The sequence below is a fragment of the Ornithinimicrobium carbonis genome, assembly GCF_977012275.1.
This window is the reverse complement of the sequence record NZ_OZ348993.1, coordinates 2,230,588-2,245,392: the sequence shown is the minus strand read 5'-3', so window position 1 is coordinate 2,245,392 and position 14,805 is coordinate 2,230,588. Positions and strand designations below refer to the sequence as shown.

Sequence of the window (14,805 nt, the reverse complement as noted above, 5' to 3'; positions counted from 1 at the left end):
GACCACGGCGGGCGTCGCGCCGGTCGGTCACCACCGTGTGGCCCACCAAAACGAGCACGGCCACCGCGGCGACGACGAAGAGGCGAGCGCCACGGCCGGGTAGCCGAGCAGCGTCCAGCTCGCCCCAGTCAGCGACGCCCGACGAACCAGCGCCGGATCGTCTCGATCCGGGTCCCCACCTGCTCGCTGCTGGCGGTCGCCAGCTCGGGTCCGCCGCAGGTGCGGCGCAGCTCGGCGTGCACCACCGCGTGCGGCCGGCCCGCCTTCTGGGCGTAGGCCGAGACCAGCCTGTTCAGCTCCTTGCGCTGCTCGGCGAGCGCCCGGTGCGCCGAGACCGCCTGCGCCCGCTCGTGGCCACCGCCCCGGGACACCTGCTTCTTCTGGCGCTCGCGCAGCACGTGCGCCACCTGGTCGGGCTCGAGCAGGCCGGGCAGGCCGAGGTACTCCTCCTCGTCCTGGGACCCGGGCAGCCCGCCCAGGCCGAACTGCTCGGCGTCGAAGAGGACGTGGTCGAACTCGGCGGCCGAGTGCAGCGCCTCGAACGAGCCCTCGAGCTCGTCGGCGGCCCCCTCCGTGGCGTTGGCCTGCGCCATCAGCTGCTCCTCCGGCGCCCAGACGTCCTCGTCCTGCTCGGTGGGACGACGGTTCAGGACGTGGTCGCGCTCGACCTCCATGGTGCCGGCGTGCTGCAGGATCGTCGGGACGCTGGGCAGGAAGATCGAGGCGGTCTCCCCGCGGCGCCGGGCCCGGACGAACCGGCCCACGGCCTGGGCGAAGAACAGCGGGGTTGACGTCGACGTGGCGTAGACGCCCACGCACAGCCGCGGCACGTCCACCCCCTCGGAGACCATCCGCACCGCGACCATCCAGCGCGAGCTGCTCCCGGCGAACTCCTCGATCCTCGCCGAGGCGCCGGTGTCGTCGGAAAGGACCACCGTGGGACGCTCCCCCGTGAGCTCGTGCAGCTGGCGGGCGTAGGCCCGGGCCGAGCTCTGGTCGGTGGCGATGACCAGGCCACCGGCGTCGTCGACGTGCCGGCGGACCTCGGAGAGCCGCTTGTCGGCGGCCGCCAGCACCGAGGGCACCCAGTCCCCGGCGGGGTCCAGGGCGGTCCGCCACGCCTGCTTGCTGACGTCCTTGGTCAGCGGCTCCCCCAGGCGCACCTCCAGCTCGTCCCCCACCCGGGTGCGCCAGCGCATCGTGCCGCCGTAGGCCAGGAACAGCACGGGGCGCACGACCCCGTCGCCGAGCGCGTCGGCATACCCGTAGGTGTAGTCGGCGCGCGAGCGCAGCTCGCCCCCCTGGTCCATCTCGTAGCGCACGAACGGGATGGCGGCGGTGTCGGAGCGGAAGGGGGTGCCGGTCAGCGCCAGCCGCCGGGCGGCCGGTTCGAAGGCCTCGCGGATCGCCTCGCCCCAGGACAGCGCGTCGCCACCGTGGTGGACCTCGTCGAGGATGACGAGGGTGCGGGCCGCCTCGGTGCGTGAACGGTGCAGGAGGGGCTTGCTCGCCACCCCGGCGTAGGTCACGGCGACGCCGTCGTAGTCGGCGGCGTGCCGTCCCTGGGCGTTGGCGAAGCGCGGGTCGATCCGGATGCCCACCTTGGCCGCGGCCTCGGCCCACTGCACCTTGAGGTGCTCGGTGGGCGCGACGACGGTCACCCGGGTGATCTCCCCCCGGTCCAGCAGCTCGGTGGCCACGCGCAGGGCGAAGGTGGTCTTGCCCGCACCGGGCGTGGCCACGGCGAGGAAGTCGCGGGGCCGCTCCGTCAGGTACCGCTCCAGCGCCGCGGCCTGCCACGCGCGCAGCTTGTTGGCGGTCCCCCAGGCGGCGCGTCCCGGATAGGCGGGAGGCAGGTGGGAGGCGGCGGAGGTCGACATGGCCGACCCAGGATAGGCGCTTTCGGGAGCGGACTCACCCGGCCCGCCGCGCCCGTGGGGACGCCCTCAACCGTGGTATGGCGTGTCGCGCCTCAGTCCCCCGCGCCGCCGGAGTCCTTGCCTCCGCCGCCGTCCTGGGGCTCGCGCAGACCGTCGTAGATCTCCTTGCACATGGGGCACACCGGGAACTTCTCGGGGTCGCGCCCGGGCACCCAGACCTTGCCGCACAGGGCGATCACCGGGTTGCCGGTCATCGCGCTCTCCAGGATCTTCTCCTTGCGCACGAAGTGGGCGAACCGCTCGTGGTCGCCGGGCTCGGAGAGGCGGGGGTCGGCGCTGGTGCCGGTGCGCTCGAGCAGGGCGGTCCGCTGCGGAGCCGGCCCGGAGGGTGCCTCGGGGGCGTCGAGCGGCTGGTCGGAGGAGGTCACGGTCGCCATCCCGCCAGTGTAGGACGACGAGGGGCACGTCGGGCAGTGGTCGGCCGGCCGTGGTCGGCTCCGTTGGTCCCCCGTCAGTTGGTCTCGGGCACGTCGGTCCAGGTGGTGACGAAGGCCATGCTGCTGCGCTGACGCAGCAGCACCTCGCGCCACAGCCCGGCGACGTCCTCGTGGAAGGGGTCGCGCGGTTCCCGGGGCACGACGTACCAGGCGCCACGGCGCAGCTCGGACTCCAGCTGCCCGGCCGCCCACCCGGAGTAGCCGACGAAGATCCGGAAGGCCCCCAGCTCCGGGACGACCAGCGGCGCGGGGGCGTCCAGGTCGACCAGCCCGATCCCTCCGAACAGCAGCTGGGTGCCCAGGGGCGGGTCGTGCGGGTCGTGGCCGGGGACGCTGACCAGGCCCATGGCGGTGTCGGGTCCGACCGGGCCACCCCGGAAGAGCACACCGGGCGCGGTCACGAAGGGCTGCCACTGGGGCAGGACCGCCTCCACGCGGGCATCCATCGGCCGGTTGAGCACCAGCCCGTGGGCCCCCTCCTCGTCGTGGTGCAGCACCAGGACGACCGCACGCTCGAAGACGTCCCCGGTCAGCGGCGTGGCCACGAGGAGGGAACCGGTCAGGTCCTGCCCGCCGGTCCGGCCCCCGCCTGCCACGTCCGGTCCGCTCACACCGTCCCCTCGCGCGTCCTCATCCCTCCATCTTGGCCCAGGTCCGCCCCGCTCCGCGCGCCACGACGACCCCGAGGCCGACGCCCGCGAGGTTGGCCACGGTGTCCCAGGGGTCCATCATCCGGGAGGGGGCGACCCAGGCCTGGAGCGGCTCGGCGACCAGGGCGTGCACGAGCAGCACCGGCACGAGCCACCGTGCCCCGAGCACCCGGGCGAGCGCCACGGGCCCGGCGAAGGCGAGCAGGTGCCCGACCTTGTCGCTCCCGGCCGGGCCGTCGGGCCCGGGGGCGGAGTCGGAGTAGAGGCCGACCACCTGGATGAGGAGCATCACGAGCAGCGCCAGCCAGGTCAGGAGCCGGACGGGGTCCTGGGCCGCTCCCCCGGGACCGGGACCGCCCGTTCGTCCTGAGGCTGCCCCTCCTGGGCCTGCCCCTCCGGGACCCGCTCCTCCGGGACCCGGCCCACCCGGGCCGGTCCGCCCGCTCAGGAGCCGTCCCCCTGCTGCCGCTCGCGGGCCGCCTGCTCCACGGCGCGGGCGACCGCGGTGGTCGCGGCGGTGTTGAACACGCTGGGGATGATGTACGTGGGGTTCAGCTCGTCGGGACCGACCACGTCCGCGAGGGCCGACGCCGCGGCGAGCAGCATCTCGTCGTCGATGTGGTCGCTCTGCGCGTCGAGCAGGCCCCGGAACACGCCGGGGAAGACGAGCACGTTGTTGATCTGGTTGGCGAAGTCGCTGCGGCCGGTGGCCACGACGGTCGCGTGCCGGCCCGCCTCCACCGGGTCGACCTCGGGCACCGGGTTGGCCATCGCGAAGACGATCGCGTCCTCGTTCATCTGCGCGACGTCCTGGCCGGTGAGGATGTTGCCGGCCGAGACGCCGATGAAGACGTCCGCGCCGACGAGCGCGTCCTTGAGGGTGCCGGTCTCCATCGCACGGTTGGTCTGGCTGGCGATCCAGGCGAGGTTGCCGTTGTGTCCTGACATGACGTCGGGGCGGCGGGAGTGGATCACGCCGTCGACGTCGGCGACGACCAGGTCGGTGGCACCCGCGCGCAGCAGCAGCCGGATGATGGCCGAGCCGGCGGCCCCGGCGCCGGACATGACGATCTTGACGTCGTCGATCCCCTTGCCCACGACGCGCAGGGCGTTCTTGAGGGCCGCGAGCGCGACGATCGCGGTGCCGTGCTGGTCGTCGTGGAAGACGGGGATGTCCAGCTCCTCGCGCAGCCGGGCCTCGATGTGGAAGCAGCGCGGTGCCGAGATGTCCTCCAGGTTGATCCCGGCGAACCCGGGGGCCAGGGCCTTGACGATGCGCACGATCTCGTCGGCGTCGTGGGCGTCGAGGCAGATCGGGAAGGCGTCGATGTCGGCGAACCGCTTGAACAGGGCGGCCTTGCCCTCCATGACCGGCATCGCGGCCAGCGGACCGATGTCGCCCAGCCCCAGGACGGCCGACCCGTCGGTCACGACCGCGACGGTGTTGCGCTTGATGGTCAGGCGGCGCGCGTCGGCGGGGTTCTCGGCGATGGCCTGGCAGATCTTGGCCACGCCCGGGGTGTAGACGAGCGAGAGGTCGTCCCGGTTGCGGATGGGCAGCTTGGAGCGCACCTCCAGCTTGCCCCCCAGGTGGGCCAGGAAGGTCCGGTCGCTGACCCGGCCGATCTCCACCCCGTCCACCCCGGCGATGGCCTCCACCACCTCGGCCGCGTGCGTGGTGCCGTGGGTGGCGACGGTCAGGTCGGCCTGGAGGCGCTCGGTGCCGGACTCGCTGATGTCCACGGCGGTGACCATGCCGCCCACGTCGGAGACCGCGGTGGTGATCTCGGAGACGGCGGTGACCCGGGCGGGCAGCTCGAGCCGGACGGTGATGGAGTTGGACACGGAGGGCACGGGACTCATGGGGGGACATTCTTCCCTGGGGTCCCGCCCCTGCCCCCATCCGGGTCACGCACGGACCCCGGCCCCGTGCACGACGGGAGGGGCAGCGGTCCCCGTGCGGCCCCGGGGAGGCCGGGTGACACTGGGGTATGACGTCCGCCCCTGACCGCGAGCAGGAGCCGGAGCGCCGGGGTGCCGGCGTCGTGGACCCCCGCAACCTTCCCTGGCGTGCCTGGCTGCAGATCCTGCGGCGGGTCCTGCGCCGTCTCGGGGACGACCGGTTCTCCTTGCACAGCGCCGCCGTGGCCTTCTTCGCCGTGCTCTCCGTCGCGCCCGTGCTGCTGACCGCGCTGTCCGTCTACGGCGCGGTCAACACGCCCACCCAGGCCATGACCCACCTCTCCGGGGTGGTCGACGTCCTTCCGCCGGCGGTCGGTGACGTCCTGGCTGACCAGCTCGTCTCGATCACGGCAGCGTCCACCCAGGTGCTCACCGTCCGGGGCCTGCTCGCCGTCGCGGTCGCGCTGGGGACGGCGACGACCGCGACGACCTTCCTCATGGAGGCGTTGACGGTGGCCTACCGGGAGGAGGAGACCCGCGGGCGGCTGCGCCGGACCGGGGTCGCCCTGGCCCTCGTGCTCGGTGGCGCGGTGGCGGTCGGTGCGGTGATCAGCGCCAGCACGGTGCTCTTCCGGACCCTCTCCGGGGTCCCCGACGTGGTCCGGTCCGTCGTCGTGGCTGCGGTCTGGGTCGGGCTGGCGCTCCTCATGGTCCTCACGCTGGCGGTGCTCTACCGCTTCGCGCCCGACCGTCGCGGCCGGGCCAGGTGGCGCTGGGTCAGCGTCGGCTCCGTGTCCGCCACGCTCGCCTGGCTGCTCACCTCCGCCGCGCTGTTCGGCTACGTGACGAACTTCTCCAGCTACGAGCGCACCTACGGCTCGCTGGCCGGGGTGGCGATCAGCATGCTGTGGCTCTGGCTCACGGTGCTGCTCGTCGTCCTCGGGGCGGCGCTCAACGCCGAGTCCGAGCGGCAGACGGCCCGGGACACCACGGTGGGGGCCGAACGCCGTCCGGGGCGGAGGGGCGCGGTCGTGGCCGACGACGTTCCACCCCACCCGGAGGACCAGGGGTGAGGATCTTTCGGAAGAGATCGGCCCCCTCGTGACGTTGACCGGACCATGAGCACCGTGAACCTGACCGCAGAGACCTTCGAGCAGACCGTCACCGGCAACGACATCGTGCTGGTCGACTGGTGGGCCGAGTGGTGCGGCCCCTGCAAGATGTTCGGCCCGGTCTACGACAAGGCCTCCGAGCAGCACCCCGACGTCGTCTTCGGCAAGGTCGACACCGAGGACCAGCAGGCGCTCGCCGCCGGTGCGGGCATCACCTCGATCCCCACGATCATGGCCTTCCGCGACGGGATGCTCGTCTTCCGCCAGCCGGGTGCGCTGCCCGCCCGGGACCTGGAGTCGGTCATCGACCAGGTCAGGGGACTGGACATGGAGGACGTCCGCGCGAAGATGGCCGAGCAGCAGGCCTGAGCCGCCCCGCCCACGGCACGTCCGAGGCCCTCTCCACCCGATCGGGTGGGAGGGCCTCGCGCGTGCTCGACGTCCGTCCATGTGAGCACGCGCCCCGGCGGGGTCGGCCCACCCGTCAGCGCACGAACGGGTCGGTGACCACCTCGTAGGGCGGCGTGGCCACCGCCTCGTCGAACTTGCTGTCGACGTAGAGGATCCGCCCGTTCAGCACCTTGGCCGTCGTCAGCACCCGCTCGGGGTCGGTGGCCTGCTCGGACAGCAGCCGCGCGTCGGACCCGTCGGCCGACAGCCGCAGCGTGGTGACGACCCGCGGGAAGTTCCGGACGACGGTCAGCCGGTTCCCCCGCAGCACCAGGCCGTCCGCGCCGACCAGGTCCACTCCCCCGGTGTCGACCTGGGTGACCGAGCGCTCCTGCAGATCGAGGCGCCACAGCCGGCCGAGGTTGCCCTGGGCCACGATCAGAGCGCTGCGGTCCGGGGAGGTGACGATGCCGCCCAGGTTGAACTGGCCGGGTCCCTGCACGGTCGGGATGGTGCCGGTCGCGTCGACCCACAGCTCGACCGTCCAGCTGCCGTGCTCGCGCACGACCCGGAAGATCTGCGGTGCGTTCGAGTTGGTGACGTAGGCGGCGCCGTCGGGCCCGATCCACACGTCGTTGAGGAAGGCGTTGTCCCCCGGCACCTGCAGCGCGGCGAGCAGCTGACCGGACCGTGAGTAGACCCAGACGTCCGGGCGACCGTTGTCGCGGCCGTCGGGGCCGATGCCGTTCGGACCGCCGGCGACGTAGACGTTCCCCCGCCGGTCGGTCGTGATGCCTCTGGCGGTGAAGCGACCGTCAGCACCGTCCCCGGCGAGCCACTCCGAGGTGTGCGCCCGGTTGGCCGTGCCCCGGTGGATCTCACCCCCGGTCACCTCGCTGACGTAGAAGGTGCCCCGTCGCTGGTCGGTGCCGATCCCCTCGAACCTGGATCCGCCGTCGTCCCCGTCCAGCACGTATGTGGTGGGCCGGCCGGGTGGGTCGTCGTGGGCCACGGCCGTCGGGAGGGCGCCGACCGCAGGAAGAGCGAGCGCGGCAAGGAGGGCGACGAGCGGGCGCTTCATGAGGGTCTCCATCTCGATGAACGGGTCGGTACCGTCCAGCCTCGCGCGGACGAGGGTCCGGGACGACCGACGACGGTCCATCCCTCGCTAGCCGATCGGATGATGACGAGCCGGGCCGACGGCCGTAGCCTGTGCGCCCATGGAGCACGGCGTCTCGCACGCGCCCCGGGTGCGGGGAATCCTCGCGCCCGCCGGAGGCCTGGACCGGTGGCTGCAGGTCGTGCTCCTCGCCCTGGTCCTGGCCTGCGCGCTCCGGTACGTGGACCGTCACGGCCTAGGACCCACGGGTCAGGTGGTCCTCGCCGGGGCCGCCGGGTTCGCTCTGGTGTATGCCGCCCGTGCAGCGGTTCCGACGGGTGCGGGTGGACCGGTGGCCTGGGTGCTCCTGACCACCGCGCTGTGGACCTCGCTCACCCTCGCCGCGCCGTCGTTCGCCTGGACCGCGGTGCCGGTGGCCTTCGCGGTCCTGCAGGTCCTGCCGTTCAGCTGGGCCGCGGGGGTCGTGGTCCTCATGACGGCCGTCGTCAGCGCCGGCTGGCTGCGGATCGCGGAGCGCTTCGACGTCACGATCGTCGTGGGACCGGTGGGTATCGCCCTGGTGACCGTCGTGGCCTACCGGTCCCTGAAGCGTGAGTCGACGGCACGCCAGCTCCTGCTGGACGAGCTCACCGCCGCCCAGGTCGACCTGGCCGCGGCCCAGCGGCAGTCGGGGGCCCTCGCCGAGCGCACACGGCTGTCCCGCGAGATCCACGACTCCGTCGGCCAGGGCCTGTCCAGCATCAACCTGCTCCTCAACGCGGCCCAGCAGGACTGGGACCGTTCTCCCGAGGTCGCCCGCGCCCACGTTCGCACGGCGGCCTCGACCGCGAGGGACGAGCTGGAGGAGGTGCGTCGCGTCGTGCGGGACCTCGCCCCGGCAGGTCTGGACGGTGACGTGCACGGGGCCGCTCTGCCGGCCGCGGTGCGCAGGCTGGTCGAGGTGGACGCCCACGGGCTAGACGCGAGCGTGCACGTGCACGGCGCACCCGTCCCGGTACCCCCTGACGTCGGCACGGCGGTGATGCGGTCCGCCCGGGGTGCGCTGGCCAACGCCGTCGAGCACGCGGATGCACGGACCGTCGTCGTGACCCTCACCTACCACCCTGACGAGCTGCTCCTCGACGTCCGTGACGACGGGCGGGGGTTCGACCCCGCCCGTCCCGGGACGGGCGGCGCACGGGGTCGCGGTCTGAACGGCATACACCACCGTGCGAAGGAGCTGGGCGGACAGGCGACGGTCGAGAGCTCGCCCGGCGAGGGCACCACCCTGTCGGTCGCCTTCCCGCTGGACGGGCGATCGTGATCCGGTTGGTCCTGTGCGACGACCATCCCGTCGTCCGTGCGGGCCTTCGGGCCCTCGTCGACGGGCAGGAGGACCTGGCCGTGGTCGGCGAGGCCGCCGACCTGGCGAGCGCCGTCCGAGCGGTCACCCTCGAGCGTCCGGACGTGGTGCTCATGGACCTCAACCTCGGGGCGGGGCCGGGCGGGGTCGAGATCATCCCGCGGCTGCGGTCCCTGTCTCCGTCCCCCCGGGTGCTCGTGCTGACGACGTACGACACCGAGTCCGACATCCTGAGGGCCCTGGACGCGGGGGCCGCAGGGTACCTGCTCAAGGACGCCCCGCCCGAGGAGCTCTTCGCCGCGATCCACGCGACGGCGCACGGAGAGATGGTCCTTTCCTCGTCCGTCGCCGCAACCCTGCTCCGCCGCGCATCCTCCCCGGGACCGGTCGTGACCGAGCGCGAGGTTCAGGTGCTCGAGCTCCTGGTGCGGGGGCTGGGCAACAAGGATCTCGCGCGCGAGCTGCTGGTGTCCGAGGCGACCGTCAAGAGCCATCTGTCCCACATCTACGCCAAGCTCGGTGTGGAGACCCGGGCGGGCGCCGTCGCCGCAGCGCTCGACCAGCGGATCGTGCGGGCGGCGGACCGGGGGCCACCTCCTTCCTGACCCGCCCGCGCGGCCGCGTCGTCGACCTCGGCCAGCAGGTGCACGCTCGGGGTGAACACGTCGAAGGCGGAGCGTCCATCGGTGCTCTTGACGCTGCTTGACTGACGCTGCACGCTGAGAGCCCCCGTCGGACCGGAGGCCTCATGGGCAAGCTGATCTACGCAGCGAACACCTCGCTCGACGGCTATCTCGAGGACGAGACCGGTTCCATCGACTGGTCCACGCCTGACGACGAGGTGCACGAGTTCTGGAACGAGCACGAGGGGCGCATCGGCACGGCGCTGTACGGCCGCCACATGTACGAGACGATGCGCGTGTGGGAGAGCGACGACTGGTTGGCCACCGCTCCGGCAGTCGTCCGTGAGTACGCCGCGATCTGGCGCGATACCGACAAGGTCGTCTACTCCACGACGCTCGAAGCGGTCTCGACCGCGCGGACGCGGATGGAGCGGCAGTTCGACCCCGTGGCGGTCCGACGGCTCAAGGAGAGGACCAGTTCCGACCTGAGCATCGGCGGCGCGGCCATCGGGGCCGAGGCGTTCCGGCACGGGCTGGTCGACGAGTGCGTGCTGCTCCTGTGCCCCGTGCTCGTGGGCGGAGGCAAGCCGGCGCTCCCCCGAGGCCTACGACTCGACCTGGAACTGCTGGATCACCGCCGGTTCGGCAACGGTGTGGTCGGGGTTCGATACGCGGTGTCGCGCACACCCTGACCGGTGCGGGGACGCTTCTGGCGTCACCACCGTCCGTCCACGCCCCGCGGCAGAGGACCGCGTCCTGGTGTGCTCCCGTACGGTGCTGGGTATGACGCGAGAGCGGACGGTGCTCCTGGAACACCTCGAGGCAGAACGAAAGCACGTGCTGGCTGCCGTGGACGGGGTGGGTGAAGCCGACCTGACCCGTGCCATGGCTTCGTCGGGGTGGTCGATCGCCCAGCTGCTGAACCACCTGACCTACGACGATGAGATTCTCTGGGGCAGCGCCATCATCGGTGGGGACGAAGAGGCGATCGGTCTGATCCAGGACGGATGGAAGGCTCCCGCGACGTCTGGCGCTGGTGCAGTCGAGCGCTACCGGCACTGGTCGCGTCGAGCCGACGTCCTCCTTGCCGAGGCCGACTTCGACGCGCCCCCGCGCTGGTGGCCCTCGGAGGACGTGTTTCCGTTTCCACCGTTTGCCGACGTTCGTCAGTGCGTGGTCAGGCTCCTTCTCGAGACGGCCACCCACGCGGGCCACCTGGACATGGCCCGCGAACGGATCGACGGTCACCAGCACCTGGTGGTCACGTAGACCTGCTCTCGGGCACCACCCGCCAGGGACGCGCCGTCCCGTTCACACCCGTTCGACGCGGTCGGCCTGTGGTCCTCGATCGCTCTGTCGCACCTGGTACCGGACCCGATCGCCCTGATGCAGCGCCTCGGCACCTCTCAGAACCGACACGTGCACGAACAGGTCCGCGCCTCCCGTGTCCGGGGCGATGAAGCCGAATCCCCGCTCCTCGTCGTAGCGCGCGACCACTCCCTCGCCGCCGCGCGCCGGGACGTCGGAGGCCTCCCGACGTCCCGACCGAGCACGGGTCGTCGACGTCGTAGGTGCGCCCCGCGGTGTCGAGCTGCGCGCGAGGCGTACGTCGCGAGCCTGCGGGCCCCTCTCGCTCATCACGACGTCGTACGTCACCCGGTCCCCCTCGCCCAGCTCGGGAAGCCCGTCGGCCAGCGCCCGGACGTGGACGAAGACATCGGGGTCGCCCGACTCGGGGGTGATGAACCCGAAACCCTTACCCACGTCATACCAGGACACTGTGCCGTCCGCCCCGTCGGATGCCACGGCCTGCTGGGCAGCCTGGTCTGCCAAGGGAAGCAGATGGTCGGCCTGCGGTCCCCTCTCCCCGTCGACGACGAGGAACGCCACGCGCTGCCCCTCCGAGACCACGCCGCCCCCCACGATGGCCGAGCTGTGCATGAAGATCTCGGCACCACCGCCGTCGGGCGTGATGAAGCCGTACCCCTTGGCAGGCTCGTACCAAGAGACGGTGCCGAGCAGACCCAGCGGTGTATCGGCGGCCTGGTCGGCCGTGACCCGGACGCGGCGTGCTGTCGGGCCGCGGTCCCCCTCGCCGATCTCGAACTCGACCACCTGCCCCTCCCTGAGCAGCTTCGTCGCGTCGCCGCTGACGATCTCGGACGCATGCACGTACAGGTCCTCTGCCTCCTGTCCGAGGGCGATGAAGCCGAACCCCCGGTCGGCATCGAACCAGCGGACGGTTCCCTGGGTCACGGCTGACTCCTTGTCGAAGATGCGGTCGGTGTTCCCCCAGTGTCCCCGACGGGACCGCGACAGGCGCCTTACGGTGCTCACACCGTCGTGACGGTGCCCGACTGCGACATCCACGACCCCGGCGCTGCACCGATAGCGGTACGGACAGGTGCGTCGCCAGTGGCAAAGCGTCCAGCCGAGCCGCACTGGTGGTCGCCGCCCTGGAGCGCGAGATTTGTCTGGCCCGGCTGGACAAGAGTCGCCCGTCCGGGTCTCTCCGATGAACGGTGGTTCTGGCGTTCATCGGACAGACCCTTTGGTCAGGTGCCGGAGGCCATGTAGGCGGCAAGGATGTAGTTGGGGTGACGGTCGAGGTTCTTGCGTGCTCGGTCGTAGCGCATGGTGGTGCGGGGGTCGGCGTGGCGGGCCGCGGTCTGGACGTCGCGCAGGTCCACGCCGGCGTCGAGCATGGTGGTGACGAAGGTGTGCCGGAGCAAGGGCAAGACGTCGATGGAAGCGATGCGCTGCCTGCGCCGGCGCCTGTCCGACGTCGTCTACCGCCAGCTCGCCGCCGACGCGGCCGCCCGCACCGACGACGCACTCGAGGCGGGCCCGGGGGGGCACTCGGGGACGACTTCGCAATCCAGCGTGGCCGGCCTGACCCCGGACACCGGCCCTTCGGAAAAGCCACTTCCCGGACCCGCACCCACCACGCTACCCAGCCCGGCGCCCACCCAAGAGATCCAACCGGGGAGGCACCAGGCCCACCGCGCCGACGCGCCGGAAGTGTCAACGTGGAGCGCCCCACCGGACGAACGACTTGACACCGACCAACGTCGGCGCGCTCGAACGCCTCCCCGGCCACCCCCGCTTGACAACCGGCGTCGTGGAAGGGAGCCATGAGGGAGTGTGTAGCACAAGCGCTACCATGGGGTTATGGAAACGGTGGGACTTCGTGAGCTGAGGCAGGACGCCTCTGGCCTTCTGCGACGTGTGGAGCGAGGCGAGGAGATCATCATCACCGTCTCTGGTCGGCCCAGCGCCAGACTCGTACCAGCTCGGCAGACCCGTTGGCACCGCTGGGATGAGGTCACGGACCTGTTCGCCGGCCCTGCCGATGCGGACTGGGAGACTGATCGAGAGTTGGTCGAGGACACCGTCCGCGACCCCTGGGCAGAGCAGTGACCGAGCAAACGGAAACGGACGAGCGTGGCCTGCTCGACACGAGCGTGGTGATTGCCGAGGACCTCGCGCCAATCCCCGGCGTCCTGGCTATCAGCACCGTCACTTTGGCGGAGCTGCACTTCGGGGTCCTCGTTGCCAAGTCCGCCGAGGTGCGCGCCGAACGCCTGCGACGACTCAGCATCCTTCAGCGCCGGTTCGATGCCCTGCCCCTCGACGAGGTCGTCGCGGCCAGTTACGGCCGCCTCGCGGCCGCGGTCCTAGAAGCCGGACGTCAACCCCGCCGACGCACAATGGACCTGTTGATCGCAGCCACCGCCCATGCACATGACGCTGCGCTCTACACCCGCAACCCGGATGATTTCGCCGGAATTGGGGACCTGATCGATGTGCGCGTGGTCTAACGACCCGCGGCAAAGTAGTGCGGGATAGGCGCTCTCTTGGTCAAGCCGTTCAAGGATCCAGGAGCGCACGAGCGTGGATGCAGGTAGGTGCTTGGCGTCGGCCACGCTCTGGACCCTGGCCTGCTCATCTGCGCTCAGCCGTACCGAGTACACCTGAGACCGGTTCGGCCGCTTGCCCTGGGTACCCGTCGGGTAGGGGTCGTCCTTGGTGCGCTCGGACTCCTCGCGCAACCCGGAGATCAGCTTGGGGTCAACTGTCTTGGCCATCCTCGAGTCCTTCCTGGTATATCTGCAGGTCGGCCCCGGTGGCCGGCCAAGCGTTCACTCCGTGTGGCTCACCGTCGAGGTCGCGGTAGGCGATGACGACCAGCACGCGCCCGGCGGAGGGCGAGTGGCCGATGAACCGGGAGGCGCCCATCCGAGACTTCGGGTCCGGTTCCAGTGCCACCATGTCGATGTCGGCCATAGACCTCACGGGTCCAGTCGGACGCGACATCCATGGCGTCGGTGTAGCGGCTGGAGCGGAAGCCGATGTAGTCCATCGACTCGGCGTCCCAATGGAGTTTCTCACTCACGAATCCAGTGTCACCGAAGGACGTTGTAGTACAAGGCTCTGGGCGTGGGCCCTGCGGCGAGGCGACGGATGCCAGGCGGGCGGAGGGCCTCAGCCCTGCCCACGGCACCATGCCACCAGCGGCACGTGAGTGCGTGCCACAGGAGGGGCTGACTGACGCCGGGGTTAGGGCACCTCGGGGTCGGGGTGGTTCTGTCGATACTGGCCGGCGTCGTCTTCGGGGATGAGGCCTTCGTCCGCGAGCCAGTCGACCGCTCGTCTATTCGCGCGGGTCTCTCGAAAGGCGTGCCAGGTTGGTAGGAGATCGGGGAACTCCTCGTGCAGCGCGTTCTTGAACCGCCGAAAGGCACCCTTGCCTGCAATGGCTCGCGCGAGTCGGCGTCCCGCGGGGTCATCGCTCAACCGGTCCGCGAAATCGGCCATGTCTTGGTACCAGACATACGACGGGAGCGGATCGATCAGCGTGAGGTCCACGTCCTCAAGGTCCACGGGGTTCTCCCCGTCGAGGCCAGTGTCAGAAGTCCAGAAGGACACCTGCCCCGACGTGGGGTCGATCAGCCACCGATGGTCGTAGTCGGTCTGGTCGGACAGTGCTGTCGCGATCTCGTCCAGGTCCAGCTGGCTGAGCTCGAGCATGAGCCCAGGGTAGAAGGTCGACGTAGACGCCGCAGCCGTCAGCTCCTGGGCATGCCATAGACGCAGGGCCTCCTGGACATCCTGGCCGAGGACCCGTTCGCCACGCCCCCGCGCTACGAGAAGCTCGTCGGTGACCTCGCCGGCTGCTACGCCCGGCGGATCGATATCCAGCACCGACTCGTGTGCGAGGTGCTCCCGGAAGAGCGCGTTGTCCACGTGCTGCGGATGTGGGCTCACTACGAGTAGGGCTTGCCAGTG

The 14,805-nt window shown here is 71.3% G+C and carries 19 protein-coding genes and 1 pseudogene; 9 read left to right on the top strand and 11 right to left on the bottom strand.

What is annotated here, in order from left to right; translation table 11 throughout:
- Positions 1 to 128: 128 nt before the first annotated feature.
- From ACWHYA_RS10250 to ACWHYA_RS10230, 5 genes are all read right to left on the bottom strand, one after another.
- Positions 129 to 1,880, bottom strand: coding sequence for a DEAD/DEAH box helicase (locus ACWHYA_RS10250; RefSeq protein ID WP_425941351.1), 1,752 nt, complete (start codon positions 1,878 to 1,880; stop codon positions 129 to 131).
- A 92-nt stretch (positions 1,881 to 1,972) separates the two neighbouring features.
- Positions 1,973 to 2,317 (bottom strand): DUF3039 domain-containing protein, encoded by a 345-nt coding sequence (locus tag ACWHYA_RS10245; protein ID WP_425941353.1) that lies wholly within the window; start codon positions 2,315 to 2,317, stop codon positions 1,973 to 1,975.
- Positions 2,318 to 2,391: 74 nt separating this feature from the next.
- Positions 2,392 to 2,988, bottom strand: a complete 597-nt coding sequence (locus ACWHYA_RS10240; RefSeq protein ID WP_425941355.1) for a YqgE/AlgH family protein — start codon at positions 2,986 to 2,988, stop codon at positions 2,392 to 2,394.
- Positions 2,989 to 3,007: 19 nt separating this feature from the next.
- Positions 3,008 to 3,316 (bottom strand): hypothetical protein, encoded by a 309-nt coding sequence (locus tag ACWHYA_RS10235; protein ID WP_431473005.1) that lies wholly within the window; start codon positions 3,314 to 3,316, stop codon positions 3,008 to 3,010.
- Between the two features lie 155 nt (positions 3,317 to 3,471).
- Positions 3,472 to 4,890, bottom strand: a complete 1,419-nt coding sequence (locus ACWHYA_RS10230; RefSeq protein ID WP_425941359.1) for an NAD-dependent malic enzyme — start codon at positions 4,888 to 4,890, stop codon at positions 3,472 to 3,474.
- Positions 4,891 to 5,018: 128 nt separating this feature from the next.
- Between ACWHYA_RS10230 and ACWHYA_RS10225 the strand changes: the two genes are divergently transcribed.
- The gene (locus ACWHYA_RS10225) at positions 5,019 to 6,002 is read left to right on the top strand and encodes a YihY/virulence factor BrkB family protein (RefSeq protein WP_425941361.1); all 984 of its coding nucleotides are present in this window, start codon (positions 5,019 to 5,021) and stop codon (positions 6,000 to 6,002) included.
- A 45-nt stretch (positions 6,003 to 6,047) separates the two neighbouring features.
- On the top strand, positions 6,048 to 6,410 hold the full coding sequence (gene trxA / locus ACWHYA_RS10220; RefSeq protein ID WP_425941363.1) for a thioredoxin: 363 nt from the start codon (positions 6,048 to 6,050) through the stop codon (positions 6,408 to 6,410).
- A 115-nt stretch (positions 6,411 to 6,525) separates the two neighbouring features.
- Here the strand turns inward: trxA and ACWHYA_RS10215 are convergent, their stop codons facing one another.
- Positions 6,526 to 7,593: a gluconolaconase gene (locus ACWHYA_RS10215; RefSeq protein WP_425941364.1), complete on the bottom strand. Its 1,068-nt coding sequence runs from the start codon at positions 7,591 to 7,593 to the stop codon at positions 6,526 to 6,528.
- A gap of 58 nt (positions 7,594 to 7,651) precedes the next feature.
- Between ACWHYA_RS10215 and ACWHYA_RS10210 the strand changes: the two genes are divergently transcribed.
- From ACWHYA_RS10210 to ACWHYA_RS10195, 4 genes are all read left to right on the top strand, one after another.
- Entirely contained in the window at positions 7,652 to 8,854 is a 1,203-nt protein-coding gene (locus ACWHYA_RS10210; RefSeq protein WP_425941366.1) for a sensor histidine kinase, read from the top strand.
- The gene (locus ACWHYA_RS10205; protein ID WP_425941368.1) at positions 8,851 to 9,498 is read left to right on the top strand and encodes a response regulator; all 648 of its coding nucleotides are present in this window, start codon (positions 8,851 to 8,853) and stop codon (positions 9,496 to 9,498) included. Before ACWHYA_RS10210 ends, ACWHYA_RS10205 begins: the two co-directional genes overlap by 4 nt.
- A 143-nt stretch (positions 9,499 to 9,641) precedes the next feature.
- Complete coding sequence (locus ACWHYA_RS10200; RefSeq protein WP_425941370.1) at positions 9,642 to 10,208, top strand: dihydrofolate reductase family protein; 567 nt, start codon at positions 9,642 to 9,644, stop codon at positions 10,206 to 10,208.
- 91 nt (positions 10,209 to 10,299) lie between these two features.
- Positions 10,300 to 10,785, top strand: coding sequence for a mycothiol transferase (locus ACWHYA_RS10195; RefSeq protein WP_425941372.1), 486 nt, complete (start codon positions 10,300 to 10,302; stop codon positions 10,783 to 10,785).
- A 42-nt stretch (positions 10,786 to 10,827) separates the two neighbouring features.
- Here ACWHYA_RS10195 and ACWHYA_RS10190 read toward each other — a convergent pair whose 3' ends face one another.
- Both ACWHYA_RS10190 and ACWHYA_RS10185 read right to left on the bottom strand, forming a co-directional pair.
- Positions 10,828 to 11,772 (bottom strand): cold-shock protein, encoded by a 945-nt coding sequence (locus ACWHYA_RS10190; protein ID WP_425941374.1) that lies wholly within the window; start codon positions 11,770 to 11,772, stop codon positions 10,828 to 10,830.
- Positions 11,773 to 12,071: 299 nt separating this feature from the next.
- A complete protein-coding gene (locus ACWHYA_RS10185; RefSeq protein ID WP_425941376.1) occupies positions 12,072 to 12,254 on the bottom strand; it encodes a tyrosine-type recombinase/integrase in 183 nt (60 codons plus the stop codon).
- Between the two features lie 433 nt (positions 12,255 to 12,687).
- Here ACWHYA_RS10185 and ACWHYA_RS10180 point away from each other — a divergent pair, with 433 nt between their 5' ends.
- Together ACWHYA_RS10180 and ACWHYA_RS10175 are read left to right on the top strand one after the other, a co-directional pair.
- A complete protein-coding gene (locus ACWHYA_RS10180) occupies positions 12,688 to 12,936 on the top strand; it encodes a type II toxin-antitoxin system Phd/YefM family antitoxin (protein ID WP_425941378.1) in 249 nt (82 codons plus the stop codon).
- Entirely contained in the window at positions 12,933 to 13,337 is a 405-nt protein-coding gene (locus ACWHYA_RS10175) for a type II toxin-antitoxin system VapC family toxin (RefSeq protein ID WP_425941380.1), read from the top strand. The genes ACWHYA_RS10180 and ACWHYA_RS10175 overlap by 4 nt, the downstream gene beginning before the upstream one ends.
- Before the next feature lie 45 nt (positions 13,338 to 13,382).
- Here the strand turns inward: ACWHYA_RS10175 and ACWHYA_RS10170 are convergent.
- The 3 genes and pseudogenes from ACWHYA_RS10170 to ACWHYA_RS10160 all read right to left on the bottom strand — a co-directional run.
- Positions 13,383 to 13,604: pseudogene (locus tag ACWHYA_RS10170) on the bottom strand (hypothetical protein); the annotation flags it as partial.
- Positions 13,588 to 13,803, bottom strand: a complete 216-nt coding sequence (locus tag ACWHYA_RS10165; protein ID WP_425941382.1) for a hypothetical protein — start codon at positions 13,801 to 13,803, stop codon at positions 13,588 to 13,590. The gene ACWHYA_RS10165 and the pseudogene ACWHYA_RS10170, both read right to left, overlap by 17 nt.
- Before the next feature lie 273 nt (positions 13,804 to 14,076).
- Positions 14,077 to 14,547, bottom strand: a complete 471-nt coding sequence (locus ACWHYA_RS10160; protein WP_425941824.1) for a UPF0158 family protein — start codon at positions 14,545 to 14,547, stop codon at positions 14,077 to 14,079.
- A gap of 72 nt (positions 14,548 to 14,619) precedes the next feature.
- Between ACWHYA_RS10160 and ACWHYA_RS10155 the strand changes: the two genes are divergently transcribed.
- On the top strand, positions 14,620 to 14,793 hold the full coding sequence (locus tag ACWHYA_RS10155; protein ID WP_448095643.1) for a Txe/YoeB family addiction module toxin: 174 nt from the start codon (positions 14,620 to 14,622) through the stop codon (positions 14,791 to 14,793).
- Positions 14,794 to 14,805: the final 12 nt, after the last annotated feature.

Coding starts and splice junctions, on each gene's coding strand:
- ACWHYA_RS10250 (WP_425941351.1), bottom strand. CDS start 1,880: ATGTCGACCTCCGCCGCCTCCCACCTGCCTCCCGCCTATCCGGGACGC.
- ACWHYA_RS10245 (WP_425941353.1), bottom strand. CDS start 2,317: ATGGCGACCGTGACCTCCTCCGACCAGCCGCTCGACGCCCCCGAGGCA.
- ACWHYA_RS10235 (WP_431473005.1), bottom strand. CDS start 3,316: ATGCTCCTCATCCAGGTGGTCGGCCTCTACTCCGACTCCGCCCCCGGG.
- ACWHYA_RS10230 (WP_425941359.1), bottom strand. CDS start 4,890: ATGAGTCCCGTGCCCTCCGTGTCCAACTCCATCACCGTCCGGCTCGAG.
- ACWHYA_RS10225 (WP_425941361.1), top strand. CDS start 5,019: ATGACGTCCGCCCCTGACCGCGAGCAGGAGCCGGAGCGCCGGGGTGCC.
- trxA (WP_425941363.1), top strand. CDS start 6,048: ATGAGCACCGTGAACCTGACCGCAGAGACCTTCGAGCAGACCGTCACC.
- ACWHYA_RS10215 (WP_425941364.1), bottom strand. CDS start 7,593: ATGGACCGTCGTCGGTCGTCCCGGACCCTCGTCCGCGCGAGGCTGGAC.
- ACWHYA_RS10210 (WP_425941366.1), top strand. CDS start 7,652: ATGGAGCACGGCGTCTCGCACGCGCCCCGGGTGCGGGGAATCCTCGCG.
- ACWHYA_RS10200 (WP_425941370.1), top strand. CDS start 9,642: ATGGGCAAGCTGATCTACGCAGCGAACACCTCGCTCGACGGCTATCTC.
- ACWHYA_RS10195 (WP_425941372.1), top strand. CDS start 10,300: ATGACGCGAGAGCGGACGGTGCTCCTGGAACACCTCGAGGCAGAACGA.
- ACWHYA_RS10180 (WP_425941378.1), top strand. CDS start 12,688: ATGGAAACGGTGGGACTTCGTGAGCTGAGGCAGGACGCCTCTGGCCTT.
- ACWHYA_RS10165 (WP_425941382.1), bottom strand. CDS start 13,803: ATGGCCGACATCGACATGGTGGCACTGGAACCGGACCCGAAGTCTCGG.
- ACWHYA_RS10160 (WP_425941824.1), bottom strand. CDS start 14,547: ATGCTCGAGCTCAGCCAGCTGGACCTGGACGAGATCGCGACAGCACTG.